The sequence below is a fragment of the Agrobacterium vitis genome, assembly GCF_013426735.1.
Classification (GTDB): domain Bacteria; phylum Pseudomonadota; class Alphaproteobacteria; order Rhizobiales; family Rhizobiaceae; genus Allorhizobium; species Allorhizobium vitis_D.
This window is the reverse complement of the sequence record NZ_AP023272.1, coordinates 2,527,733-2,552,084: the sequence shown is the minus strand read 5'-3', so window position 1 is coordinate 2,552,084 and position 24,352 is coordinate 2,527,733. Positions and strand designations below refer to the sequence as shown.

General features: G+C 57.0%; 24 protein-coding genes, 1 tRNA gene, 1 pseudogene and 1 riboswitch. Of the genes and pseudogenes, 17 read left to right on the top strand and 9 right to left on the bottom strand.

Going from position 1 to position 24,352, the window contains the following annotated elements; all coding sequences use genetic code 11:
- Window positions 1-256: 256 nt before the first annotated feature.
- The 7 genes from hemN to H1Y61_RS11715 all read left to right on the top strand — a co-directional run bounded on the left by hemN (window position 257) and on the right by H1Y61_RS11715 (window position 7,357).
- Window positions 257-1,609 carry an oxygen-independent coproporphyrinogen III oxidase gene (gene hemN, locus H1Y61_RS11745; RefSeq protein ID WP_180572720.1) on the top strand — a complete coding sequence of 451 codons (1,353 nt, stop codon included), beginning with the start codon at window positions 257-259 and terminating at the stop codon, window positions 1,607-1,609.
- 107 nt (window positions 1,610-1,716) lie between these two features.
- Window positions 1,717-1,995 carry an acyl carrier protein gene (locus H1Y61_RS11740; RefSeq protein WP_015915867.1) on the top strand — a complete coding sequence of 93 codons (279 nt, stop codon included), beginning with the start codon at window positions 1,717-1,719 and terminating at the stop codon, window positions 1,993-1,995.
- A 41-nt stretch (window positions 1,996-2,036) separates the two neighbouring features.
- The gene (locus H1Y61_RS11735) at window positions 2,037-2,510 is read left to right on the top strand and encodes a 3-hydroxyacyl-ACP dehydratase FabZ family protein (protein ID WP_174110674.1); all 474 of its coding nucleotides are present in this window, start codon (window positions 2,037-2,039) and stop codon (window positions 2,508-2,510) included.
- 289 nt (window positions 2,511-2,799) lie between these two features.
- On the top strand, window positions 2,800-4,005 hold the full coding sequence (locus H1Y61_RS11730; RefSeq protein WP_180572719.1) for a beta-ketoacyl-ACP synthase: 1,206 nt from the start codon (window positions 2,800-2,802) through the stop codon (window positions 4,003-4,005).
- Window positions 4,006-4,015: 10 nt separating this feature from the next.
- The gene (locus H1Y61_RS11725; protein WP_015915870.1) at window positions 4,016-5,317 is read left to right on the top strand and encodes a beta-ketoacyl-ACP synthase; all 1,302 of its coding nucleotides are present in this window, start codon (window positions 4,016-4,018) and stop codon (window positions 5,315-5,317) included.
- Between the two features lie 76 nt (window positions 5,318-5,393).
- Window positions 5,394-6,422 carry a zinc-binding dehydrogenase gene (locus H1Y61_RS11720; protein WP_180572718.1) on the top strand — a complete coding sequence of 343 codons (1,029 nt, stop codon included), beginning with the start codon at window positions 5,394-5,396 and terminating at the stop codon, window positions 6,420-6,422.
- Window positions 6,423-6,424: 2 nt separating this feature from the next.
- Entirely contained in the window at window positions 6,425-7,357 is a 933-nt protein-coding gene (locus tag H1Y61_RS11715) for a lipid A biosynthesis lauroyl acyltransferase (protein WP_180572717.1), read from the top strand.
- Here H1Y61_RS11715 and H1Y61_RS11710 read toward each other — a convergent pair.
- Window positions 7,341-8,147: a hypothetical protein gene (locus H1Y61_RS11710; protein ID WP_235680710.1), complete on the bottom strand. Its 807-nt coding sequence runs from the start codon at window positions 8,145-8,147 to the stop codon at window positions 7,341-7,343. The genes H1Y61_RS11715 and H1Y61_RS11710 overlap by 17 nt on opposite strands.
- Before the next feature lie 841 nt (window positions 8,148-8,988).
- On the opposite strand from H1Y61_RS11710, the gene H1Y61_RS11705 reads away from it, so the two are divergent.
- From H1Y61_RS11705 to bluB, 3 genes are all read left to right on the top strand, one after another.
- Entirely contained in the window at window positions 8,989-10,668 is a 1,680-nt protein-coding gene (locus H1Y61_RS11705; protein WP_180572715.1) for an NAD+ synthase, read from the top strand.
- A 7-nt stretch (window positions 10,669-10,675) separates the two neighbouring features.
- Window positions 10,676-11,509, top strand: a complete 834-nt coding sequence (locus tag H1Y61_RS11700; protein WP_180572714.1) for a TolB-like translocation protein — start codon at window positions 10,676-10,678, stop codon at window positions 11,507-11,509.
- Window positions 11,510-11,527: 18 nt separating this feature from the next.
- A riboswitch (cobalamin riboswitch) is annotated at window positions 11,528-11,708 on the top strand.
- 79 nt (window positions 11,709-11,787) lie between these two features.
- Window positions 11,788-12,495, top strand: coding sequence for a 5,6-dimethylbenzimidazole synthase (bluB, locus tag H1Y61_RS11695; protein WP_180572713.1), 708 nt, complete (start codon window positions 11,788-11,790; stop codon window positions 12,493-12,495).
- On the opposite strand, the gene H1Y61_RS11690 is transcribed toward bluB, so the two are convergent.
- From H1Y61_RS11690 to tyrS, 3 genes are all read right to left on the bottom strand, one after another.
- Complete coding sequence (locus H1Y61_RS11690) at window positions 12,496-13,296, bottom strand: endonuclease/exonuclease/phosphatase family protein (RefSeq protein ID WP_180572712.1); 801 nt, start codon at window positions 13,294-13,296, stop codon at window positions 12,496-12,498.
- Window positions 13,297-13,347: 51 nt separating this feature from the next.
- Window positions 13,348-13,884 carry a GNAT family N-acetyltransferase gene (locus H1Y61_RS11685; protein ID WP_180572711.1) on the bottom strand — a complete coding sequence of 179 codons (537 nt, stop codon included), beginning with the start codon at window positions 13,882-13,884 and terminating at the stop codon, window positions 13,348-13,350.
- 139 nt (window positions 13,885-14,023) lie between these two features.
- Window positions 14,024-15,280 carry a tyrosine--tRNA ligase gene (gene tyrS / locus H1Y61_RS11680; protein WP_180572710.1) on the bottom strand — a complete coding sequence of 419 codons (1,257 nt, stop codon included), beginning with the start codon at window positions 15,278-15,280 and terminating at the stop codon, window positions 14,024-14,026.
- 141 nt (window positions 15,281-15,421) lie between these two features.
- Between tyrS and H1Y61_RS11675 the strand changes: the two are divergent.
- From H1Y61_RS11675 to H1Y61_RS11670, 3 genes and pseudogenes are all read left to right on the top strand, one after another.
- A pseudogene (locus H1Y61_RS11675) lies at window positions 15,422-16,522 on the top strand (anhydro-N-acetylmuramic acid kinase); the annotation flags it as partial.
- Between the two features lie 9 nt (window positions 16,523-16,531).
- Window positions 16,532-17,041 carry a GNAT family N-acetyltransferase gene (locus tag H1Y61_RS26705; RefSeq protein ID WP_235680894.1) on the top strand — a complete coding sequence of 170 codons (510 nt, stop codon included), beginning with the start codon at window positions 16,532-16,534 and terminating at the stop codon, window positions 17,039-17,041.
- Between the two features lie 123 nt (window positions 17,042-17,164).
- Window positions 17,165-17,428 carry a hypothetical protein gene (locus H1Y61_RS11670; RefSeq protein WP_174110684.1) on the top strand — a complete coding sequence of 88 codons (264 nt, stop codon included), beginning with the start codon at window positions 17,165-17,167 and terminating at the stop codon, window positions 17,426-17,428.
- An 82-nt stretch (window positions 17,429-17,510) separates the two neighbouring features.
- Here the strand turns inward: H1Y61_RS11670 and H1Y61_RS11665 are convergent.
- A tRNA-Asn gene (locus H1Y61_RS11665) sits at window positions 17,511-17,585 on the bottom strand.
- Window positions 17,586-17,790: 205 nt separating this feature from the next.
- On the opposite strand from H1Y61_RS11665, the gene H1Y61_RS11660 reads away from it, so the two are divergent.
- Entirely contained in the window at window positions 17,791-18,069 is a 279-nt protein-coding gene (locus H1Y61_RS11660) for a hypothetical protein (protein WP_174110867.1), read from the top strand.
- 30 nt (window positions 18,070-18,099) lie between these two features.
- Here the strand turns inward: H1Y61_RS11660 and H1Y61_RS11655 are convergent, their stop codons facing one another.
- On the bottom strand, window positions 18,100-19,635 hold the full coding sequence (locus H1Y61_RS11655; RefSeq protein ID WP_180572709.1) for a sensor histidine kinase: 1,536 nt from the start codon (window positions 19,633-19,635) through the stop codon (window positions 18,100-18,102).
- A gap of 130 nt (window positions 19,636-19,765) precedes the next feature.
- Between H1Y61_RS11655 and H1Y61_RS11650 the strand changes: the two genes are divergently transcribed.
- The 3 genes from H1Y61_RS11650 (at window position 19,766) to H1Y61_RS11640 (ending at window position 21,467) form a co-directional block, all read left to right on the top strand.
- The gene (locus tag H1Y61_RS11650) at window positions 19,766-20,281 is read left to right on the top strand and encodes a thermonuclease family protein (RefSeq protein ID WP_180572708.1); all 516 of its coding nucleotides are present in this window, start codon (window positions 19,766-19,768) and stop codon (window positions 20,279-20,281) included.
- A complete protein-coding gene (locus H1Y61_RS11645) occupies window positions 20,278-20,913 on the top strand; it encodes a uracil-DNA glycosylase family protein (protein ID WP_180572707.1) in 636 nt (211 codons plus the stop codon). Before H1Y61_RS11650 ends, H1Y61_RS11645 begins: the two co-directional genes overlap by 4 nt.
- A 65-nt stretch (window positions 20,914-20,978) precedes the next feature.
- Window positions 20,979-21,467, top strand: a complete 489-nt coding sequence (locus H1Y61_RS11640; RefSeq protein WP_015915887.1) for an Lrp/AsnC family transcriptional regulator — start codon at window positions 20,979-20,981, stop codon at window positions 21,465-21,467.
- A 37-nt stretch (window positions 21,468-21,504) separates the two neighbouring features.
- On the opposite strand, the gene H1Y61_RS11635 is transcribed toward H1Y61_RS11640, so the two are convergent.
- The 3 genes from H1Y61_RS11635 to H1Y61_RS11625 all read right to left on the bottom strand — a co-directional run bounded on the left by H1Y61_RS11635 (window position 21,505) and on the right by H1Y61_RS11625 (window position 24,286).
- On the bottom strand, window positions 21,505-22,374 hold the full coding sequence (locus tag H1Y61_RS11635) for an NAD(P)-dependent oxidoreductase (RefSeq protein WP_180572706.1): 870 nt from the start codon (window positions 22,372-22,374) through the stop codon (window positions 21,505-21,507).
- Between the two features lie 106 nt (window positions 22,375-22,480).
- The gene (gene pip, locus H1Y61_RS11630; protein ID WP_180572705.1) at window positions 22,481-23,455 is read right to left on the bottom strand and encodes a prolyl aminopeptidase; all 975 of its coding nucleotides are present in this window, start codon (window positions 23,453-23,455) and stop codon (window positions 22,481-22,483) included.
- Window positions 23,456-23,476: 21 nt separating this feature from the next.
- Window positions 23,477-24,286: a methyltransferase domain-containing protein gene (locus H1Y61_RS11625; protein ID WP_180572704.1), complete on the bottom strand. Its 810-nt coding sequence runs from the start codon at window positions 24,284-24,286 to the stop codon at window positions 23,477-23,479.
- Between the last annotated feature and the right edge of the window lie 66 nt (window positions 24,287-24,352).

Genomic DNA, 24,352 nt, shown 5'->3' with positions numbered 1-24,352 from the left:
CCCAGGTTCGGTCGAACAGTTCGTCATTGTGCAATTACGCGCCGTAGGGCGCCGACAAAAGTTCAAAAACGACACAGGCCACGCAGAAACGGTGATGCAGCACACACGCATCTTAAAGCCGCCGAATTTTCCGTCGCGCTCCCATGAGGAGTTTCTACCTGAACGAGACTATCAAGAAATTGATCGAAGTCAAAGTCCGTTCCGTTGAAACCGATTATTTGTTCAGTCCAACCGCCACTCGACAAGGCCTCAGTTCATGCCCGCCAAAGCGCTTCTTCCGAAATATGCCGCCGCCGTTCCGCGCTACACGAGTTATCCGACGGCGCCGCATTTTCATACCGGTATCGACTGCGGCAATTATGCACACTGGCTATCGCTGCTGGGGCAGGGGCAGACGATCTCTCTTTATATTCATATCCCCTACTGCGACAGGCTTTGCTGGTTTTGCGCCTGCAATACCAAACATACACTAAAGTATGAGCCGATAACCGCTTATCTTACAGCGCTTTTCAGCGAGGTCGAAAATACCGCCAGGCTCGTCGGTCGCGAAGCGGTGGTGACGGCTGTGCATCTTGGCGGTGGCTCTCCCACCATGCTGCGCCCGCAGGACATGGTGGCGCTGATGGACCGGCTCCGGGCAAGTTTCACATTTGCCGATGATGCGGAAATCAGCGTGGAGATGGACCCGAACGATCTCGACGAAGCTCGATATGATGCGCTTGCGTCCATTGGTTTGACGCGGGCAAGTCTCGGAGTTCAGGATTTCGATCCCGTGGTTCAGAAGGCGATCAACCGTCTCCAAACCTTCGAACAGACTAAATCAGTGGTTGAACAGGTGCGTAAGCGCGGCGCCACCTCGGTCAATTGCGATATTCTCTATGGTCTTCCCTATCAGACCCTCGAAAGTCTGGAGAAAACTGTCCTCGATATCGTGTCGTTGAAGCCGGATCGGATCGCATTATTCGGCTATGCCCATGTTCCCTGGATGAAAAAGCATCAGACGCTGATTCCCGAGAGCGCCTTGCCTGATATCGTCATGCGCTATGAACAGATGGTGCGGGCCTCTGCCATGCTGGTTCAGGCTGGCTATGATGCCATTGGCATCGATCATTTTGCATTGCCCGAGGATAGTCTGGCTGTCGCGGCACGGCAGAAACGGCTGCGGCGTAATTTCCAGGGTTATACGACTGACGGCGCCGATGCCTTGATTGGACTTGGCGCCTCTTCGATCAGCCAACTGCCGCAAGGCTATGTACAGAACATGCCCGCGACTGGAGAATATCAGCGTCTTGTCAGCGAAAACGGGCTTGCCGCGACACGAGGTATTGCTCTGAGCGGCGATGACCGGGTGCGTGCCGCCGTCATCGAGCAGATCATGTGCGAGTTCGGCTTTTCCTTTGCCGAGATCCGCCAGGCTTTTCCAGATGTCGCCGAGGATGTGATCGCAGAAGCCAAGATATTCACGGCTTCCAACGGTGACGATCTCTGTCGGATCGACCGGGAGTGTTTTACGCTGACCCCCACCGGGCGGCTCTTTGCCCGCAGCATTGCGGCCACGTTCGACAGCTACTTTTCCAGCGGTAAGGCCCGTCATTCCATTGCGGTTTGAGGAATAGGTCTGCATTTTTGCTAGGGGCGCACAAAACAGGCCATTGGCTTTTGTCCGAGTTTTGCCTATGTGGGACGCTGAATTTGAAATTCTGAAGGATAATTGGCGTGACCGCTACATTTGACAAAGTTGCCGACATTATTGCTGAGACCAGCGAGATCGATCGGGAAACCATCACCCCTGAGAGCCATACGATTGATGACCTGGGAATCGACAGCCTCGATTTCCTCGACATCGTTTTCGCGATCGACAAGGAATTCGGCATCAAGATTCCACTCGAGCAGTGGACCCAGGACGTTAATGAAGGCAAGGTTTCCACGGAAGAATATTTCGTGCTGAAGAACCTCTGCTCCAAGATCGACGAACTCAGGGCCGCCAAGGCTTGATCTTCTCAGGATTGTCACTGCCATTGCCAGGAGATCTGTGAATGCTGCTGGAATATTTCCAGATGATCGACAAGGTTGAGACGGTGGATCTGTCTGCCCTGACCTTGAAGGCCCAATCGGTGGTGCCGGAAAATAGCCCCGTGTTCGAGGGGCATTTTCCGGGCATGCCTTTGGTGCCCGGCGTTCTGTTGATCGAAACCATGGCGCAGGCGTCGGGCCTGTTGGTGCTGGCGGTGACGAAGTTTGCCTCGATGCCATTCCTGATGTCGGTAGACGGTGCCAAGATGCGCAGCTTTGTCGAACCGAACGCGGTTCTGGATATCGAGGCGCATCTGGAGCACGAAGGGTCCGGTTTTGCCGTCACCAAGGCAAAGATCACCTCTGACGGCAAGAAAGTCGCGGATTGCCAGTTGAAGCTGCGCACCATGTCTTTTGACGAAGTGCCGCTTGGCGATATCGTCCGCAGCCGCGCTGAGCAGATTGGCTTGATGGCGGCCATTGCTGCTGCGAGCTAGGGTTTATCAGGTAAATTTGGACTCCCGTTTTCCTGAAAAGACAAACTCAAACAAAGAGAGTGAGAATCCGTCTGGTTCAACAGGAACCTGGCGGATTCTAAGTGAGATCTTTAAAGTTTCGTCAATAAGGCCGCGGCTTTTGTGCGCGGCCTTATTGCGTAAAGCCGTCTGTCGGAGTAGGGCATGGCGGCCCTTGCAGGCCTTGGAGCTTTCCGGCTCGGACCTGGGAATGGACGGTATGTCGCAGTGCTGGCGCTGAGCGCCCGGCATTGCTGAAGAGGTTATAGACATGCATAAGACGCCCAACGATGTGGTGATCACCGGCATTGGCATTGTCAGCTGCCACGGAACCGGCAAGGAGCCGCATCTTGCGCTTCTGGCTGCGGGAACGGCAGCTGTGCCGCCGGTCGAGGTGGAAAAATTTGCGCCTTATCCTATTCATCCGATGCCGCAGATCGACTGGTCTACCCAGATCGCCAAGCGCGGCGACCAGCGGCAGATGGAAAACTGGCAGCGGCTGGGTGTCTATGCCGCCGGTCTGGCGCTCGACGATGCCGGGCTGAAGGATGATGTGCAGGCCTGCGCCACGATGGACATGATCGTGGCCGCCGGTGGCGGCGAGCGCGACATCAATGTCGATACGTTGATCGTCAATGAAGGCTTGAAGCGCAACGACCGCGCCCAGCTGGTCAATGAAAAGCTGACGACTGAGCTGCGTCCGACCCTGTTTCTGGCCCAGCTCTCTAACCTGATGGCGGGTAATATTTCCATCGTCCACAAGGTCACGGGGTCCTCGCGTACCTTTATGGGCGAAGAGGCGGCCGGGATTTCCGCCATCGAAACGGCGTTTGCGCGCATCCGCGCCGGTCAATCCACCCATTCGCTGGTGGGCGGTGCGTTCGTGGCTGATCGTGATGATATTTTTCTGCTGGTGGAGGGCATTCAGGCCCATACGACCGGCCCCTGGAAGCCACTTTGGCAGCGCCAGTCAGGCGAAGGCGGTGGCATGATTCTCGGCACGGTCGGCGCGTTTCTTGTTCTGGAACAGCGTGCTTACGCTGAGGCGCGAGGCGCGCATATCTACGCCGTGCTTGACGCCATCGAAGGCGACCGTGGCCAGCGTGCCAATGGCGGGTTGGAAAAGCGTTTGAGCCGCATGGCGGGTTCTGTCGGCAGGGATATTGGCGCAGATGCGCTGGTCCTGTCGGGTGCAAGCGGCATGCATGAGATTTCTGCACGGGAAAAGACGGCACTGGAAAAAGCCTTTCCAGGTGCGGCCATTCGCGGTTTCGCTGGCATAACAGGCCACGGGCTGGAAGCGCAGTTTCCGCTCGGGCTGGCGCTGGCGGCGCTGGCGCTTGATGGAAAAACCATTGTTCCGGCTTTCGATCCTACCGGCGAAGCGGCGATGACCAAACCGGCACGCCAGGCGATTGTCACCACGGTCGGGTATGTTCGTGGCGAAGGCATGGCCCATTTGTCGGCTGAGGCGTGAGGAGAGAGACATGACACAATCCGGTTTTGAGTCCCGTTTCAAGGATCATCTCGGTCGTCCGATCATCGCCGTCACCGGCATGGGCGTCATCACCTCGCTCGGTCAAGGGCTTGCCGACAACTGGGCAAAGCTGACCGGTGGCGTGTCCGGCATCCACAAGATCACCCGGTTTCCGACTGAGGGCCTCAACACTCGCATCAGCGGCACGGTGGACTTCATCGATATTCCGGCCATCAATGCCGTAGAGCGTTCCTATGCCATGGCACGGGAAACCACCATCGAGGCGCTGGCCCAGGCTGGCCTGTCCGGCGATTTCGAGGGTCCGTTGTTTCTGGCTGCCCCTCCGGTCGAGCCGGAATGGGATGATCGCTTTGCGCTTGCAGAACGGGCGCCTGCCGAAACCGCCGAGGGCCATGCCTATCAGCGGCTGCTGGCTGCCATGCGTGCTGAGGCTGATCCGGTGTTTCTGGAGGCCGTACAGTTCGGCTCGATTTCCGAGCGGCTTGCAGACCGGTTCGGTACACGCGGCCTGCCAGTGACCTTGTCCACGGCCTGTGCTTCGGGCGCGACGGCCATTCAGCTTGGCGTCGAGGCCATTCGTCAGGGCCGCACGGACCGGGCGCTGACGGTGGCAACCGATGGTTCCGTCGGTGCCGAGGCGCTGATCCGGTTTGCGCTGCTTTCGGCGCTGTCCACCCAGAACGATCCGCCGGAAAAGGCGTCCAAGCCCTTCAGCAAGGATCGCGACGGTTTCGTCATCGCCGAAGGTGCCGCAACGCTGGTGCTGGAATCGCTCGAAGCCGCCATTGCCCGTGGCGCCAAGGTGCTTGGCATCATGAAGGGCTGTGGCGAAAAGGCCGACCATTTCCACCGCACTCGTTCCTCACCGGATGGCGGCCCGGCCATTGCCACCATCCGCGCAGCACTTGAAGATGCAGGTCTTTCCGATGACGGCATCGGCTATATCAATGCCCATGGCACATCGACGCCGGAAAACGACAAGATGGAATATGGGGCCATGCTGTCGGTGTTTGGTGAGCGGTTGAAGGACCAGATCCCGGTCTCGTCCAACAAGTCGATGATTGGCCACACGCTGACGGCAGCCGGCGCGGTTGAGGCGGTATTTTCGATCCAGACCATGCTGACTGGTACCCTGCCGCCAACCATCAACTATACCAATCCCGATCCGACTGTGGAGCTGGATGTGGTGCCGAACGTCAAGCGCGACGCACAGGTTTCGGCTGTGCTGTCCAATAGTTTCGGCTTTGGTGGGCAGAATGCCAGCCTTGTCATGACCCTTGAACCTGCCTGATAAGGCTTCACCCGGCCCGGCCACGACCGGGACAGGAAAGACAAGAAGATAAGCCCTCGGGCGAAGGAAGATAGCCATGCGCGCATTGCAATTGATCGAAGACCGTAAGCTTGAAATCACCGACCTGCCGGAGCCGGATGCGCCCGGTCCCGGTGAAGTGACGCTGCGGGTCAAGGCGGTGGCGCTGAACCATATCGATGTCTGGGGCTGGCGTGGCATGGCCTTTGCCAAGCGCAAGATGCCGCTGGTGATCGGGGCGGAAGCCTCCGGCGTGGTCGAAGCCATCGGCCCCGGCGTCGGCAATATTCTGCCTGGCCAGCTGGCGGCGGTCTATGGCGCGCGCACCTGCGGCCTCTGCAAGCCCTGCCGTGAAGGTCGCGACAATCTTTGCGAACATGTCGGTGGTGTGTATGGTTTCCACCTTGATGGCTTTGCACAGGAAAAGATCAATATTCCGGCCCGTCTGCTGGTTCCGGCACCTCCCGGCGTCGATGCCATTGCCGCAGCGCTTGCACCGGTCACTTTCGGCACCGTTGAACACATGCTGTTCGACAATGCCAGGTTGGAGCCGGGTGAAACCATTCTCGTCCATGCTGGCGGCTCCGGCATTGGTTCGGCGGCCATTCAACTGGCCAAGAAGATTGGTTGTACGGTGATCACCACGGTTGGCTCGGACGACAAGATCGAGCGGGCGCGGGCGCTGGGTGCCGATCACGTCATCAACTACCGTACGGACCGGTTTGAAGGCGTGGTGCGCAAGCTGACCAAGAAGAAGGGCGTTGATGTTGTATTCGAACATGTCGGTAAGGATACCTGGGCTGGCTCCATGCTGTGCATGAAACGCGGTGGGCGCCTTGTGACCTGTGGCTCGACCTCCGGCGTTTCGACTGACCTGAATCTGATGATGTTGTTCCAGCAGCAATTGAAACTGCTCGGCTCGTTTGGCTGCCGAATGGAAAACATGGCCAATGCCATGCAGAAGATGGCCCGTGGCCTCGTTCATCCCGTTATCGATACGCAGGTGACATTCGAGGACATCGATGTGGCGCTGACACGGATGGAAAGCCGCCAGATCTTTGGCAAAATCATCCTGAAAATGGATTGATCATGCTCCGCCGGGTTCTGACAAAGGTCGTGCTGGGCCTGCGGAGATTTCCGCAATGGCTGGTGGCCAAGTTCATCCTGGTCTTGCTGACGCTGCTGAAACTGTTTCCTGCCGATAAAGCCTTGAACGGTGCTGATCGGCTGGTGCGGTTCATTGGGCCGAAGCTGAAGCGCCACCGGTTGATGCTGACCAATCTGCGCAATGCCTTTCCGGAAAAATCCGAGGCGGAGATCGAGACCATCGCGCTGGCAGCCTGGGGCCATATGGGCCGGCAGATCGCCGAATATGTGTTTCTGGACGAGCTGTTCGATTTCGACCCTGAAAAGCAGGGAGAGGGCCGCGTCGAGGTTTCCGGCATTCCGATCTTTATGGACCTGTTGGAAAATCCGCGCCCGTTCATCGTTTTTACCGGCCATACCGGCAATTTTGAAATGTTGCCGGTGGCGGGCGCTGCCTTCGGCTTATATGTGACGGTGCTGTTTCGCCCGCCCAATAATCCCTATATCGCCGACATGGTGTTCGATTTCCGCCGGGCGCGGATGGGCAATCTCGTGCCCTCCCATGCCGGTTCGTCCTTTCATCTGGCCCGCCAGCTGGAAGCAGGCAAGGGGGTCGGCGTGCTGGTCGATCAGAAGTTCAAGAAGGGCCAGCCCACGACATTCTTTGGTAGCGAAGTGCGCACCAATCCGCTACTGGCCAAGCTGGTGCGACAGTTCGGCTGCGATATCTATCCGGCCCGCTGCATTCGTCTGCCAGGCAATCGCTACCGGCTGGAAATCGAACCGAAGGTGGACATACCCAAGGATGGTCAAGGCCGTGTCGATGTGCAGGCCACGGCGCAAATGCTGAACGACAAGGTGGAGAGCTGGGTGCGCGAATATCCAGAGCAATGGCTCTGGTATCACGACCGCTGGAATATCAAGAAAACACTTTGAAGTCTGCTCTGGCCTTTTCAGCTTGGGACAACTCAGCTCTCGTTTGTTCGGTTTGATACGGCGTCAAAACGTTGACCTGTGCGGCAGCGTTCCAAAAGGCGGTGTTGATGGCTTCGAACTTGGTCGATTGCCAATGGAAGTAATCATCGACAAAACGCTGTGACAGCCAGACATTGCCGCGGCGGCGGGGCAATTCCCAACCCAGCAGTTCTTCTTCCTGCGACTTCTTGAACATCCGCTTCAGGTTGGTGATCGAGATCAGATAGGTCTCTCCAAGCGCGGCGAGGCTGATGGGTCCCAGCCGATAGAGCCCATCGGCATCGGGATGATCCGGGATCTGGCTGATCATGCCATGCAGCACCATGCCGCCCATGTCCGAATTGAGAAACGGAGCAATCGTTTCACGCGGCATGCGCCAATCGGGGTCCACCACCAAAGCCTGGGCAATCATCGGCTGAGCAATCCTGAAAATAAGCGGATTGGCATCGGCCAGCGCGCGGCGGCCTCCGTCGTCCAGCCGGTCAAGGCAGTCCAAATGGCCCAGAAACCAGGAGATCATCGCGGCCTCGGTTGCTGCCGTTGGCACCAGGATACGCATTCGCCGATCGGCTGGGTTTTCTATTTCCTCGATGAATTTATAGGCGGACAGTTCGGCCAGAAATGACGCTGCGGTATTGCGGCTTGCGGCGCCCAATTGCATCGCCACGTCCATGAAGCGAGAGGCTGTAAGGCCCGACAGAGGATCTTCTGGCACGCGTTGCAAGGCGAGTGCATACATGGAATGCGACATCAACCATTTGCGGTGACAGGCCTTGAGGCGTGAAAGGCGCGGTGTCTTAAGATGTATCCCGATCAGGTGCCGGGCGATTTCCCGCTCGATTTCCGGAAAAGCCGGATGAGCAGCGATTGCCTCTCGGCTTAGAAGGGATGGGGATGAGATTTGTGAACGCGGAGATGACAACATCTGTGTTGAACCCGACAATGACGAAAGAGCAATAGGTGTTTTTTGACGGCTGTCTTACAGTCTATCCAAGAATTGCCGCTGGCCGTCTGCAAATGGCACTTTCTGCGCTTCCGGTACTCACGTACATTAAATACGCTCCGTTCCGGTTCTCGAAATCACCATTTTCGCCAGGCCAGCAGCAATTCTTGAACAGATTGTTAGTGAACGCTCTATGGCAACAAGAATAGCGGTAAGCCAGGAAACTTCCGGTTAATCTTCATCCAAGATCATCGTTCTACCTTGTATTTTCATTGCGGTGCCGATGCAACGAGCATGCTCAAAACATACGTGCTTTGTCCCATAAAATATATGGGAATAAAAATTCCTGTTTAACAAACTGTCTTTGGTATTCTCCTGCCGATATCAGGGACGGTGCGGCCCCTCGAGAACTTGAATATTTCAAAATAGTTTCAAGCATATTTGATTGGCATTCACGCGAGCAAGATGACCCTTGCTGTCAATTATATCAGGTGGGGCGTGCGGCGAAAATCCATCTTCTCGGTTTATTGCCAGAAATGGAGCCGCGCCCTCCATGCTCTTTTGAGGAAACAGGAACGCACGATTTTTCGTTTCAGCAGGGTGTTTTGGGCCGTTGCAGTCCACCGATGGCCGGGTTAAACCTTGAGCCATGAGCGACATAGTCCAAAGACCCGAAACGCTACGCATTGCCGTGGCTCAGTTCAATCCGACCGTGGGCGATGTGGTGGGCAATCTAAGCCTTGCCCGCGCCGCCCGCGCCAAGGCGGCCTCGCTGGGGGCTGATCTTCTGTTGCTGTCCGAGCTGTTCATTTCCGGCTATCCGCCGGAAGATCTGGTGCTGAAGCCCGCCTTTCTTCAGGCCTGCAAGGCGGCTGTGGAGGAACTGGCCGCCGATACCGCCGATGGCGGCCCAGGTGTCGTCGTCGGCTTTCCACGCCAGGGTGAAAAAGGCCGGCATAATTCGGTGGCGATCATTGACGGCGGCAAAATCATCGGCCTGCGCGACAAGATCGACCTGCCCAATTACGGCGAATTCGATGAGAAGCGGGTGTTTGTCGAAGGCGACATGCCCGGACCGGTGAACTTCCGGGGCGTGCGGCTGGGTGTGCCGATCTGCGAGGAGATCTGGAACGATCTCGGCGTTTGCGAGACGCTGGCCGAAAGCGGTGCAGAAATTCTGCTGGTTCCCAATGGGTCGCCCTATTATCATGGTAAGCTTGAGGTTCGGTATCAGGTCGTTCTGCGCCAGGTGATCGAAAGCGGTCTGCCGCTGGTTTTCGCCAATCAGGTTGGTGGGCAGGATGAGTTGGTATTCGACGGAGCCAGTTTCTGTTTCAATGCCGACAAGACGCTGGCCTTCCAGATGCCGCAGTTCGAGGAAAAAATCGCGCTGACCACCTGGACGCGGGACGCCGATGGCTGGCGCTGTGCGCCCGGCGAGGTCTCAGCTATTCCCGAGGGCGAAGAGGCTGATTATCGCGCCTGCATGCTGGGCTTTCGCGATTACGTGAACAAAAACGGTTTCAAGAGCGTGGTTCTCGGCCTGTCCGGCGGCATTGATTCGGCGATTTGCGCGGCAATGGCCGTCGATGCGCTGGGGCATGAGCGGGTGCGCACCATTATGCTGCCCTATCGCTATACATCCGAGGAAAGCTTCAAGGATGCTGCCGATTGTGCCAAGGCGCTCGGCTGCCATTATGACATCGTGCCGATTTCAGAGCCGGTGGAGGGCTTTCTTGCCAGCCTCGCCGATATGTTTGAAGGTACGGAAAGCGGCATTACCGAGGAAAACCTGCAAAGCCGCACCCGTGGCACCATCCTGATGGCGGTGTCCAACAAGTTCGGCTCGATGGTGGTGACAACAGGCAATAAATCGGAAATGTCGGTGGGCTATGCGACGCTCTATGGCGACATGAATGGCGGCTTCAACCCCATCAAGGACCTCTACAAGATGCAGGTCTATGCCCTGTCGGCCTGGCGCAATGCCCATGTGCCAATTGGCGCGCTTGGCCCGGCAGGCGAGGTCATTCCGGCAAACATCATCGCCAAGGCGCCGTCCGCCGAACTGCGCCCCGACCAGAAGGACCAGGACAGCCTGCCGCCCTATCCGGTGCTGGATGACATTCTGGAATGCCTGGTGGAAAAGGAAATGTCGGTGGACGAGATTTTGGCACGCGGCCATGATATCGCCACCGTGCATCGCATCGAGCACCTGCTTTACTTGGCCGAATACAAGCGCCGCCAGTCGGCTCCGGGCGTGAAGATCACCAAGAAGAACTTTGGCCGGGATCGCCGTTATCCGATCACCAATCGGTTCCGAGATAGGTAGAGTGCTGATGCGAAGCTCTGTGGAGATCTACAATATCGAGACCCGGCAGAGCCGCATTCTCTGGCAAACGGAACGGCTGGTGGAGGCGCCGAACTGGTCGCGTGATGGCCAGTTCCTGATCCTCAATGATGACGGGTTGATGTATCGCCTGCCTCTGGTCGGGCAGCCGGTGCCGGAAAAGATCGACACCGGCTTTGCCACTCGCTGCAACAATGACCACGGGCTTTCGCCGGATGGCCAATGGCTGGCGATCTGCGATAAGGTGGAGCACGGCAAAACCTGTCTCTACATCCTGCCAGCCAAAGGCGGCACGCCGATCCAGATCACCGAGAACCTGCCCTCCTACTGGCATGGCTGGTCGCCGGATGGCGGAAGGGTGTGTTACTGCAGTATTCGCGATCAGGTCTTCGACATCTATACGATCTCGGTTGACGGCAGCGACGAGCAGCGTCTGACCCATGGCGAGGGCCGCAATGACGGACCGGACTGGTCGGCGAATGGGGAATGGATCTATTTCAACTCCAGTCGCAGCGGTACAATGCAGATCTGGCGTATTCGCCCGGATGGCAGGGATGTGCAGCGTCTGACCGATGACGGGCAGGGCGACTGGTTTCCGCATCCATGCCCCAATAAACGCAAGGTGGTGTTCATTTCCTATGACGCCGATGTGTTCGACCACCCACGCGATCTCCATGTGCGTATGCGCCTGATGGACATGGATGGCGGCAATGTCGAAACCCTGTTCGAACTGTTTGGTGGGCAGGGAACGATCAATGTGCCAAGCTGGTCGCCGGACGGTCAGGAATTCGCCTATGTGCGATATTTTCCGGCGACCGCCTAAGCATCGCCGCAGTCTATCATTACCAGCCCTTTGTCAGGTGCCTGCATGTTTGCGGGAGAATCGGGAATGCGGTGAAATTCCGCAACGTGCCCAACGCTGTGAGGTGGATGGTTGTTGCTTTTGCCACTGGTGAAAACCGGGAAGGTGCGGCAACCAAATGAAACCCAGTCAGAAGACCGGCCTGACATGATAGACGCCATCTGCGAGGACGGCAGGTGCGTTTTGCTTGTGCGCGATTCGTAAAGGGTCGCGTAGGGCGCATTGTTGGGGACCAAACGATGCAGGACTTAGTGAACGATGCTCTGGTGTCTGCCGGAGCTTTTTCTGCCGAAGACCGCGCCGCCGTCTACCGGGCCATCATGACCCGCCGCGACGTGCGCGATGAATTTCTGCCCGACCCAATCGACAATGACACGCTCTGGCGCATCCTCACCGCCGCCCACCACGCCCCCTCTGTCGGCTTCATGCAGCCATGGAACTTTGTGCTGGTGCGCGATAGCGCCCGCCGTCAAGCCGTCTGGCAAGCCTTCTCCAAGGCCAATGATGAAGCGGCCAGCCTGTTTGAGGGCGAAAAAGCCACGCTCTATCGAAACTTGAAGCTTGAGGGCATTCTCAAAGCACCCCTCGGCATCTGCGTCACCTGCGACCCAGACCGCGCAGGCCCTGTGGTGCTAGGCCGCACCCATAACCCCCGCATGGACAGTTATTCCACCGTCTGCGCCATCCAAAACCTCTGGCTCGCCGCCCGCGCAGAAGGCATCGGCGTCGGCTGGGTCAGCATTTTCCACGATGCCGATTTGCGCGCCATTCTCAATATTCCAGAGCGAATTGAGATTGTGGGATGGCTGTGCTTGGGCAAGGTGGCGGAACTGTATGATGAGCCGGAATTGCAGGTTAAGGGCTGGCGCAAGCGGCTGGCGTTGGAAGATTTGGTGTTTGAGGAAGGGTGGGGCAAAGTGGGAAGCATACCTGACGTGATAATTTGATCATATTGTCAATACAAGCGGGCAGTGATCTGAGACCTCTGGCTCTGTTACAACTGAAAAGTCCAGGACTCTGACATTTTCGTTGACCAGCAGATAATCAGCGAATTTTCCCGACTTTAAATAATGCGACGTGCGAGTTCCTTTGAATCCTCTGGTCGTCACCAAATCGGTGAGTGCAAGCTTTTTCAGTATTTTAAACGTCTCGCTATCCGGTTCTACGTTGAAGTCACCGCATACAATAAGCGCATCATCTTGCATGGCAACAAAGGAGGCGAGTTCCATCAACTTATGGGCTTGTAGCGCTCTTTCAGGGGTGTCGGCTTTTCCGTTGAGATCGCGAAGCCCATGCATATGGGCTATACAGATTGTGCGATCTTGTTGGAAATCGTAGACACGTATGGCGTGACCAATTCGGGATCTCGGATGCTCGCCATACCCGTGCGGTGAAAATTCCTTGTGGACGAAACCTTGAGCCTGCCCGATGATTGGCAATGATTTGTGAACGAAGGTTGCCAAGCCCCATTGAGAAGGAACGGGATGCCCTTCATCCCAGAGAACGCCTTGGGCCGCCGCGCAAAATATGGCTGCATGATCAGGGAGGATGTCGGCAACGTCTCGAAAGAAATTCGCGCGCTGTGGCAGGACATGGTCTCTGTCCCGATAAGTTAACCAGTCCTTTTCCGCTTCGGGACTATTCACCACCTCTTGTAGGCATAAAATATCGGGTGCTTCCAATCCTAGGTACGATAACAAATCATTATGTAATTTGCCGCCCCAGCCGTTGAGGCACATTATCTTCATATCAGCGCACTCCTTGGTTTTACGCAACGCTACTGTTTTTACATCAGTCCCTCAGCGTTTCCATCGATAAAGCCATGCATCTTCGCGCGTTTGCGTGGCGGAGAGAAAGAGAGAGGCGGGTCGAAATTGAGCGCGCTGAAGACCGATTTTTTCGAGCACTCTCAAGCTGGCTTGATGTTCCGCAGCGCAGCAGCTCGTCACTTCTGTGAAGGAAGACGTGTTCACAACCCAATCCATCACCGCTATTCCGGCTTCAGCAACAAGACCTTGTCCCCAATAGGATGGCCCGATTCCATAATGGATTTCAGCGGTATTGTTTTCAAGGAAGAGAAGAAACAGGCCAATTGCCGTTTTGTCGTTGCTAAAGATTGTCCAGAAGAAGCGGCTCGTCTTCAGCCAGTTCATCTCACCCCATGCTTCCATGGTGGCTCGCGTTCTCGCCACCGAAGCATGAGCTGTGCGTTGAAGGTAGCGTGAAGCCTCTAGGTTGCTGGTATATCTTTCAAAAACAGCGTCGGCATGTTCCGGTCGTGCTGCGCGCAATGCAAGCCGGGATGTGAGAATAGAAGTGGGTGGGGTCGCAGACATATCTTCACCTATCCTTCTGATAGGAATGTTCTTTAGTTCTTTGCGACCGAGACAATGGATGGCGTTCTTTGCGGCTTACCACATAGAACGCCACCTTAGCGCAGTCAGACGCGGACTATAGCCGCGTCCGATATTTGTTTCAAACAGGACGCACCAGAATATGCTTCTTCTTGCCCAGCGATAGTTTAATCACACCATCACCGGTTACCTCACCCGCTCCAATGCTCATACGCTCATCAGAAACGCTCTGATCATTGATCTTCACGGCTCCGCCTTGCACATGGCGGCGGGCTTCGCCGTTGGAGGCGGCGAGGCCGGCTTTGACGATCAGGGTCAGAAGGCCGATGCCGGATTCAAGCTCGGCGCTTGCGACCTCGATGGAGGGCAGGTTGTCGGCCAGTGCGCCTTCTTCAAAGGTTTTGCGGGCGGTTTCTGCTGCTTCTTCGGCGGCTGCGCGGCCGTGCAGGATGGCAGTGATTTCAGTGGCGAGGATTTTCTTGACCTCGTTGATTTCCGCACCACCCAGCGCCGACAATCTGGCGATCTCATCCATCGGCAGCGTTGTGTAGAGTTTTAGGAAGCGGCTGACGTCAGCATCTTCCGTGTTGCGCCAATATTGCCAGAAATCATAGGCCGACAGCAGATCGGCATTCAGCCACACAGCGCCCGTGGCTGACTTGCCCATCTTGGCACCGGAGGATGTGGTCAACAGTGGCGAGGTCAGCGCGTAGAGCTGGGGCGTGCCCATGCGGTGGCCAAGGTCAATACCGTTGATGATATTGCCCCATTGGTCAGAGCCACCCATTTGCAGGCGGCAGCCGTAGCGCTTATTCAGCTCGACATAATCGTAGGCCTGGAGAATCATGTAGTTGAATTCCAGGAAGGACAAGGACTGTTCGCGGTCGAGGCGCGTCTTGACGCTATCAAATGACAGCATGCGGTTGACCGAGAAATGGCGGCCCACGTCGCGCAGAAATTCGAGGTAGTTCAATTCGCGCAGCCATTCGGCATTGTTCAGCATCAATGCGCCGCCCTTGGGGCCGTTATCGTAATCGAGGTAATGCGCGAAGCAACGCTTGATCGAGGCAATGTTGTCCTCGATCTTGTCCACGGTCATCAATTGACGGGCTTCTTCCTTGAAGGATGGATCACCCACCATGCCGGTTCCGCCGCCCATCAGGGAAATCGGCTGATGGCCGGTTGCCTGAAACCAGTGCAACATCATGATCTGGATCAGCGAGCCGGCATGCAGGGAGGAGGCGGTGGGGTCATAGCCGATATAGGCGGTCACGGTTTCCTTGGACAACAGATCATCGAGGCCGGTTTCATCGGAAATCTGATGAATAAACCCGCGCTCATGCATTGTACGGAGGAAATCGGACTTGAACTTGGACATGATGGTCACGCCTTCTGGTATCGGACTTTGGTCTTGTGAATTTGGAATTTGAGGCGGCTTTATCATTGTTTTTTGAAAAGTGCATCAATTTCAGCCATCAATGACGCTCTTTCTGATCGCTCGCAAAAGGAACATCGAGTCGTGACCAAAACGCTGCAAGCAATCGGCCTGATGAGTGGCACCTCCATGGACGGCATCGATGTTGCTCTGGTCACCACGGATGGCGAGACGGTGGTAGAACGCGGGCCGTTTCTGGCGGTGACTTATGACGATGCGTTTCGCCAGCGGTTAAAGCAGGGGCTGGAGGATGCCAAGGCGATCACCGACCGCCGTCAGCGCCCGGAAAGCCTCGCCGCGCTGGAGAGGGAGTTGACGTTGCGTCATACGGAGGCGGTCAAGGCCTTCCTGATGCAGAAAGGGCTTCGCGCCCGCGATATCGATGTCATCGGCTTTCATGGCCAAACGGTGCTGCACAGGCCGGATCAGGCTTTGACAGTGCAGCTTGGCGATGGCGCGTTGCTGGCCCGCGAAACCGGTATTGATGTTGTCTATGATATGCGCGCCAACGATATGGTGCATGGAGGGCAGGGTGCGCCGCTGGTGCCTGCCTATCATGCCGCGCTGGCTGGCGGGTTGGGGGCGGAACGCCTTCCGGCCTGTTTCGTCAATATCGGCGGCATTTCCAACCTGACCTATATCGGTGCTGACGGCGAAATTGCCGCCTTTGACAGTGGTCCCGGCAATACCTTGATTGACCAATGGGTCGAGACCCATACCGGCCTTGCTTTCGACGCCGGGGGCGGGATTGCTGCCAAGGGCAGGGTGGTGAAGGCGTTGGCGGACCGATATCTCGGCCACGGGTTTTTCACCTCCAATCTGCGCCGCTCACTGGACCGCAATGACTTCACTCCGCCCGAGCCCGGCGATATCAGCCTTGAAGATGGCGCGCGCACGCTGGCGCATGTGGCGGCGGCATCGATTTTCGCCTCCGCGCGGCATTTGCCGCAAAAGCCGAAGACCTATGTGATTTGCGGCGGTGGTCGGTTGAATGCGGTTATCATGGCGGATTTGAGCGACATGGCGACGCGGGAGGGGGCGGTCATCGTCAATGCCGATGATCTGGCGCTTGATGGTGATGCCATGGAGGCGGAGGCCTGGGCCTATCTGGCGGTACGATCATTGATAGGTCTGCCACTGACCTTTCCCGGCACGACCGGCGTGCGTCAGGTCGTATCGGGCGGTGTCCATCAGATGCCGCTGGTCTGCGAGACGGAGCGGCTTTTGCTGACCCCATGGCGGGCGGGTGACGAGACATTGCTGTCCGACCTGCATTCCACCCCGGAAACCAGCCGCTTTGTCAGCACGGGAGAGCCATGGAGCCTGTCCTATGCGGCTGAGCGCATCGGTGGCTGGATGGATGACTATGAGGCAGGCGGCATCGGCAAGCTCAAGCTGATTGCGCGCGAAGATGGCCGCTTCATCGGACGTGCCGGTTTCTCATGGTCGAAGGACAGTGGGCATTACGAACTGGGCTATTCCATCTGCCAGAGTGAATGGGGCAAGGGCTTTGCAACGGAAATCGCTGACGGTTTGAAGCACTGGTTCTTTGAGCAAGGAATCGGGACCGCCTTCATCGCCTTCGCCCATATCGACAACGCCGCCTCGCTGGCCGTGCTGCGCAAAATCGGCCTTACGGAGACGGATCAGCGCGAATACAAAGGTCGGCCTTTTCAATTTTTTGAATGCCTGGCTCCTGAGTAATCGTGGGCATGTGACCGCTGAAAAGACCCGTCCTCAACATGAACAACAGGATCAGATTGCGTTCATCTTGGTTCGCTTAATCTCCAGCCATCGTTTCCAGTGAAACGCATCAGGAGATAGAAGATGAAGAAATTTTTGGTCGCATGTCTGATCGGTCTGGGAAGCATCACAGCAACGGCGGCGCCGTCTCTGGCGGATGATGTCAGGGTTATGGTGTATGATCGCGGTCATCATCCTGATCGCTACTACAGCCGTGACGATCGTCGTCCGCATCATCGCAATTTCGAGCGGCGTCATCACGCCTACCGCGATAACTGCCGGACCAAGAAGGTCAAGTTCCGTCATCATGGCCGCTGGGTTTACAAGACCACCACGGTTTGCCGTTAAGCCAACCAACCTGCATGACGACAGAAAAAAAGCCGGATCAGAAATGATCCGGCTTTATAATGTCAGCTATTTAGCTGGAATATGGCTCCCCGGGCCGGATTCGAACCGGCGACCTGTCGATTAACAGTCGAATGCTCTACCGCTGAGCTACCAGGGAATGTACCGTTTGAAGCGGTGTGAACCGCGTCCGTTGGTGTGAGTGGGCTTCTACTCAGGCTTTGATGGTTTGCCAAGTCCCTTTTTGAAAAAAAAGTGCCTCTTGTTTTGTTTTCCCCTCTTTCCCATCTGATGGTGAGTGGAAAACCGGCCTCGCACGGCCATGAAGGACGATCGTGACGACCAGTAAAACTAAGAGCTATCATATGGATACCGAAAATGGACGCCTGCATCTGGGGCGTTTCAACCTGCCTATTCCGCAGTCTCGCGGCGGGCGGATCACGGTTGGCAGTCTTCTGGTGGTTGGCGGCTGTCTTGGCTTTCTGCCTGTGCTTGGCTTCTGGATGGTGCCGCTTGGTGTATTGGTCCTGTCCCATGACGTCGCGCCGGTCCGGCGGTTTCGCCGAAGGGCCGGGCTGAAGTTTGCCAGGGCGCAAAAAAATGGCTGGAAGCTGGGGCGCAAACGGCGGCCCCATATGCATTGATGGAACCCGAAATCTGAATTTGGGTGTCTATTATGCGAAATAACGCCGCTTCGGCTCCACGGCCTGGGTGCCCTGTACGGCGGGAATCGTTTGCAGGACGCGCTTGGCGGGCAGGATGGCAATCACTTCCGTCCCTTCGCGCAGTTTTGATTTCAGCTTGAATTCGCCGCCATGCTTGGCAAGGATTGCTTGGACGATGGGAAGGCCGAGGCCCGTCCCCTGTTCGGCGCTCTTGATAGCGATTGAGCCTTGGCCGAAGGCCGAGAGCACCACGGGGATTTCCTCTTCGGCGATGCCGGGACCATTGTCTTTTATGGAGACATATTGCCCGCCGCCGACTGTCCAGCCGACCTTGATGAGGATTTCTCCGCCCGGCGGCGTGAATTTCACGGCATTCGACAAAAGGTTTAGCACCACTTGCCGAAGCGCTTTTTCATCGGCCCAAAGGGCGGGCAGGTTGATCTCATATTGCTGGGATATCTTGATGTCCTTGGCCTTGGCGCGCAATTGCACCATGCCGACGCAGTCCTCGGCGACTTCAAGCAGCGAGATCGATTCTTCCGAAAGATCGTATTTTCCAGCCTCGATTCGGGACAGATCGAGGATTTCGTTGATCAGATTGAGCAGGTGCTGGCCGGACCTGTGAATATCGCCGGAATATTCCCGGTAAAGCGGATTGTTGAGCGGCCCCAGCACTTCCTGGGCCATGACCTCGGAAAAGCCAAGAATGGCATTCAATGGTGTACGCAACTCATGCGACATCGAGGCGAGAAAACGCGATTTCGCCATATTGGCTTCTTCCGCCCGGCGTCGGGCCTCATCCGACATGGATTTGGCCACTTCCAGCTCGGCGATCAGGTCGTCCTTCTCGCTCTGGAAGGAGATTAGCTTGAGGTTCGAGACATAGAGCCTGCCGGTGATATAGATGAAGAACAGCACGGACACGGTAAAGGCCAGGGCCAGCGTCGCGTCTTCGACGCGCTGCGAGAAAAACGCCTGGGCGGAAAGTGCGATGATCGGTGGGGTAAACGCATAGAGTACAGCCTGACGCAGCAGGATATTGGTCATGGCCGTGGTGCAGAGCACCACCAGCAGCACGGAGCCTTTCAGCAGCAGGTCGCTTGTTGGGCCGCACGCGTCGCAGGTCTGGAAGGTAAAGGCGGCCCAGCAGCAGCCCATGGCCAGATGTCCGGCCAACAGCACATGGCGCCAATGTTCCTGGCGATGGGTGACCGGAATGCGCTTGGCAGCCTTGCGGATGAGCAGAATGTTCAGGGCGTGAATACTCAGCGTCAGCAGCGCCCAGAGGATATAGATCGGGCTTCCCGACAGGTAGGCCGTCAGACCCGCCGTCAGGATCGTGATGAAGGGTGTAATGGCCGCGCCCTGCAGGCTGGCTTGGGTATGCATGGACAGCAGGTCTTTTTCGAAAGCCGGTGTGCCGCCATGGGTGGAATGCAGGCGTTCTCTGGTCACGCGCAAGGCTTTTGCCGTCGCCTTGTTACGGTGGCTACGCGATAGGTCGACAATATTCTTGTCAGTAGAGTTTGAAACGCCGTTACCCATGATGTGGTTGCATTTTTTCCGCGGTCCGTCTCAGACTAGCCATGAAGTCTTAAGAGTTACTTTCTGGAAAGGTTTTATTTGCCATTCTCGGATACCGGCTGTTATTGAAAAGGGCCAGATTGTGTCACGCATGCATCGGATCATTGCTGCCACCTTCGTCTGCCTGGTTATCGGCACGATGATTGCCGCCGCCTTCTGGCCCCGCAAGATGCCGTCCTTCGATGGCCCTTTCGTGATTGCCGATGGTGAAACATTGGTGACAAATGGTCAACGCCTGCAACTCAAAGGCCTGGATTCACCCGAAATTGGTCAGCGGTGCCGGGGTGAGGATGGCGTGGTCCAGCTTTGCGGTGCGCAGGCCCGATTCGGTCTGGCCCAGCGTATGGCTCAGGCTGGCGTCCTCTGCCAGGGGTCGGACCGCATCGACAACGATCGTATTCTTGTGACCTGTAATGTCATGGGCCGCGATGTCGGCGCCGAGATGGTTCGCTCCGGTCTCGTTTTGAATGCGGGCGGCTATGAAAGTGAGGAAAAGCAGGCCCAGGCAGACAAAGTGGGGCTTTGGGCCGGCGCGTTCGACCGGCCGGAAGAATGGCGAAGGCTGCATCCTCGCAATGATATTATCCGCAGGCAGGACGAAAATTGACCGTGAGCTTGCCTGTTGACCTCGACGGATTGCGCGCCGCCATTCACGCCTGCCGGATCTGTCGAGATTGTCCCACGCAGCCAACGGTCCTGCCGCATGAGCCCAGGCCTGTAGCGGTCCTGTCGTCCACTGCCCGCATTCTGATTGCCGGGCAGGCGCCGGGCAAGCGGGTGCATGAAACCGGACTGCCCTTCAACGATGCCTCCGGCGACCGGCTGCGGCAATGGCTGGGCGTGGACCGAGAGGCGTTTTACGATAGTCGCAACTTTGCCATCCTGCCGATGGGCTTCTGCTTTCCGGGATACGACACCAGCGGTCACGACCTGCCGCCACGGCGAGAATGCGCGCCCCATTGGCGGGAAGCGGCCATGGCTGTCATGCCTCAGGTGGAGCTGGTGCTTGCCATCGGCCAATATGCGCAACGCTGGCACATGGGCAACCTGCGAAAACCAACCTTGCATGCCACGGTGGAAAGCTGGCGCGAATCGTTTTTTACCAACCGGCCCGGGCCGAAGATTTTGCCGCTGCCGCATCCCAGTTGGCGAAACAGTGGTTGGCTGCGCCGCAATCCGTGGTTTGAGGCAGAATTGCTACCTGTCTTGAAAAAGCAAGTGGATCACTGTCTGCGGTGAAAGCATTTTGCTTTCGTTTGCTCCAAATTGCGCTATACCGGAAAAAAATTTCAATGGTGTCGCTCATGGATCGTCTGGACCGTAAAATTCTGCGTATTTTGCAGGAGGATTCCACTCTTGCCGTTGCTGACCTCGCCAAGAAGGTCGGCCTTTCCACCACGCCCTGTTGGCGGCGTATCCAGAAAATGGAAGAAGATGGCGTGATCAAGCGTCGTGTAGCGCTGCTCGATCCGGTCAAGGTCAATACCAAGGTCACGGTCTTCGTTTCGGTGCGCACCAATACCCATTCGATTGAATGGTTGAAGCGGTTTTCCGAAGTGGTGGCTGAATTTCCCGAAGTGGTCGAATTCTATCGCATGAGCGGCGATGTGGATTACCTGCTGCGGGTCGTGGTGCCTGATATCGGCGCCTATGACGCCTTCTACAAGCGGTTGATTGCCAAGATTGAGATCCGTGACGTATCCTCGGCCTTCGCCATGGAGCAGATCAAATATACGACCGAATTGCCGCTTGATTACATGATGCTCGATAATAACAAATCGGGTGAGGAATAATGGCTGGGGAGCCTGATGGACAGGCTCCCCAATCTTATCACTTTTCCAGCCGGGCCAGCAGGGATGATGTGTCCCAGCGATTGCCTCCAAGCTTCTGCACGTCCCCATAGAACTGATCGACGAGAGCTGTAAGCGGTAGGGTGGCGCCATTGGTCTTGGCTTCGTTCAGCACGATGCCTAGATCCTTGCGCATCCAATCGACGGCAAAGCCAAAATCATATTTGCCAACGGCCATGGTCTTGTGGCGGTTTTCCATCTGCCAGGAACCGGCAGCGCCCTTGGAAATCACCTCGATGACTTTTTCGATGTCGAGACCGGCCCGCTTGCCGAAATGCACGCCCTCTGCCAAGCCCTGCACGATACCGGCAATGCAGATTTGGTTGATCATCTTGGTCAACTGGCCGGAACCTGCTGGCCCCATCAGGCCGATCATTCGTGCATAGGCTTCGATCACCGGGCGGGCCTGCTCGAAGACCGGCTCGTCTCCGCCGCACATCACGGTCAACACACCATTTTCCGCTCCAGCCTGGCCGCCGGACACCGGCGCATCGATGAAGTCAAAGCCTTTGGCCTTTGCAGCCTGATAGAGTTCGCGGGCCACGTCCGCTGAGGCCGTGGTGTTGTCGATCAAGATCGCACCGGGTTTCATGCTGGCAAATACGCCATCGGCGCCAATGGTGACGGCACGCAGGTCATCGTCATTGCCGACGCAGGTGAACACGAAATCGGCATCTTTCGCAGCTGCTGCCGGTGTCAGGCCAAGCGACCCGCCGTGCTGGGCTACCCAGCTTTCGGCCTTGGCCGTGGTGCGGTTATAGACCGTCACATCATGGCCGCCCTTCGCCTTCAGGTGTCCGGCCATGGGATAGCCCATGACGCCCAATCCGATGAATGCCACCTTGGCCATGTCTTAAGTCTCCTTTGCTTATTGCGCGCCGCCAGAGGTATCGCAGCCCGCCATGCAGGAAAAGTAATTTCTGGGCTGATCCCCGTCCTGATGGCCGCGCGATGGCTCAGGCTTTCAATTCGCGGGCAAGGAATTTCAGGGTCTCGATGACCTTAGCCGTCATGCCCGGAACGCTGATATTGTGTTCGCCATCCTCAACGACAATCAGGCGACTGCCCGGCCAGGCAAGGTGTAGCTCATAGGCGGTCTTAAGAGGACTGCCGAAATCGAGGCGACCGTGAATCAATATGGCAGGAATGCCGTCCAACAGTTTGATTCCTTGACGAATGTCTCCGTCAGCGAGCCAAGCACGATGCGACCAGTAGTGGGTGACGAGCCGGGCAAAACACAGCCGAAAACGCGCATCCGACCATCTGGGATGAGGACTATAGCCCGGTTTCACGGCGAGAATGGCAGATTCCCATGCGCACCAGGCACTTGCGGCCTTTTCATGAATCTGTTTGTCAGGATTGATCAGCAGCCGGTGATAGGCGGTAGCGAGATCGCCGTCTCGTTGATCGTCTGGAAGATGGTCGAGAAAGCGCGCATGTTCTGCCGGAAAAAACTGTCCGACGCCGCGCGTAATCCATTCGATTTCGACAGCACTTGTCGTGACCACCATGGTCAGCAGCAGGCCGAGAACCCGTGTCCGATGCGCTTGGGCATAGGCGAGCGCCAGCGTCGATCCCCAGGAGCCACCCATCACCAGCCAGTACTCAATGCCAAGATGGAAGCGCAGCGCTTCGATATCCTCAAGCAGATGCGGCAGCGTGTTGGTGCTAAGATCGACCACCGGATCGCCAGCAAAGGGAAGACTGCGGCCGCAATGGCGCTGGTCGAACTGGATGATGTGATAGTGCGCGGGATCGAAGAATCGCCGTGTGGTTTCGGACAGGCCGGAACCGGGGCCGCCATGCAGAATGAGGGCCGGGATGCCCTTACGGTCGCCGCTGCATTCGAAATAGATCTGGTGGCCGTCGCTGACCGGCAGATGGCCAGTTCGGTAGGGCGGCAAGGGCGGATGAAGATCTGGTCCTGTCATCTCGCCCTCGCGGCTTTTAGGTCAGTTCAAGGTTTTTAACTGTGTGATCACCAGATGGCCGGGAGAAGGCTCACCATCCTGCATCCGCACATTGATATCGGTGACTTCAACGACCTCAAAGCCGGTGGCGGCCAATCGTTCGCGGATATAGGTCTGCGCATGGACGAAGCGCTGATGCGGGCCGACCTTGTAGGGGACATCCTCGCCCATGGTTTCCGAGGAGAAGATGAAATAGCCGCCCAGCATCAGATTTTCCGACACGCCGAAAAACAGCGGCTCAAGTGCGCCGAGATAGGGCAGGACATCGGTGGCGGTGATCAGGTCGAACAGGTCCTCGTCATTATCCTCAAGGAAATCCTCGACTTCGGCCACGTAAAGCGTGTCGTAAAGGTCTTTTTCATGGGCGATCTCGACCATGTTTTCCGAAAGATCGATGCCGGTAATATCGTCCACCATGTCACGCAGGGTGCCGCCCGTCAGGCCGGTGCCGCAGCCGAGATCCAGCAAGCGCTTGAACGGGCCAAGCTTCAACTCCTGCAAGCGCTGGCGAACGATAACCGGCACGGCGTAGCCAAGCTGTTCGACAAGAATATCTTCGAAGTCCTCGGCATGCTGGTCAAACAGCGTCTCGACATAGGCATCGGAGGCACGCGGCGGCGTTTCACCACGGCCAAGCGAGGCGAGGCGAACGGCAGCACCGCCATGGTCTTCCGGGTCGATTTCCAGAACCTCGTGATAGGCCTTCACCGCAGCGTCGATATCGCCAGCCTTTTCAAGCGCCAAGGCCCGGTTATAGGCCTCAGACAGCTTCTCTTCATCGATTTTCGCCATTGCGTTACCCTCACATCACGCCGCCGCGCACCGGACCGGCGCATCAGGCTCTGGCGTAAATTTCAA